Origin of the sequence: Streptomyces sp. ADMS (genome assembly GCF_033441795.1) — a bacterium.
Taxonomy (GTDB): domain Bacteria; phylum Actinomycetota; class Actinomycetes; order Streptomycetales; family Streptomycetaceae; genus Streptomyces.
In genome coordinates this window covers 1-467 of sequence record NZ_JAVFVX010000432.1, presented here as the reverse complement: position 1 = coordinate 467, position 467 = coordinate 1, and the positions used below count along the sequence as shown (strand labels likewise).

Below are 467 nucleotides of genomic sequence, written 5' to 3'. Positions count from 1 at the left end.
ACGCCTTGGCCTTGTCCGCTGCGGGCGACGTTGCGAGAGCCGCGCTTCGGGAGTCAGGCAGCACGGAGGGCTGCGTCTGCGCCTCGGCGTTGTCCTGCTGTGAGTCCCCGACACGGTGCAATTCGTGTCCCGCTTCGGTGAGTTCTGATTGCGCTGCGCTGACGAACTCCGCAGCGAAGCCGAACCGGTCGGCGAGCGCGTACGCCTCGTCGTCGAGGTCGGTGATCTGCTCGCCTGCAGTCTCCAGTGCTTCCCGGACGCGTTCCAGGACGCCGTGCTCGGGATGAAGGAGGTGACCGACTGCCTGCGCAAGGCCAGCACCGTTCTCGGCGGCCCTGATCTGGTCGGTCAGCTGCAGGACTTCGGCTCCGGCGGTGTAGAGCCCGAGAGGGTTGGCTGGGGTGGGCAACCTGCTGGTGTCGAGGTCGGGGTCCAGGTCGACGCTGTACCGGGCGGCGCGGAGCATC

The 467-nt window shown here is 68.1% G+C and carries 1 pseudogene; it reads right to left on the bottom strand.

Annotation, left to right across the window (positions count from 1 at the left end):
* Nucleotides 1–467: pseudogene (locus RB628_RS41415) on the bottom strand (hypothetical protein); the annotation flags it as partial.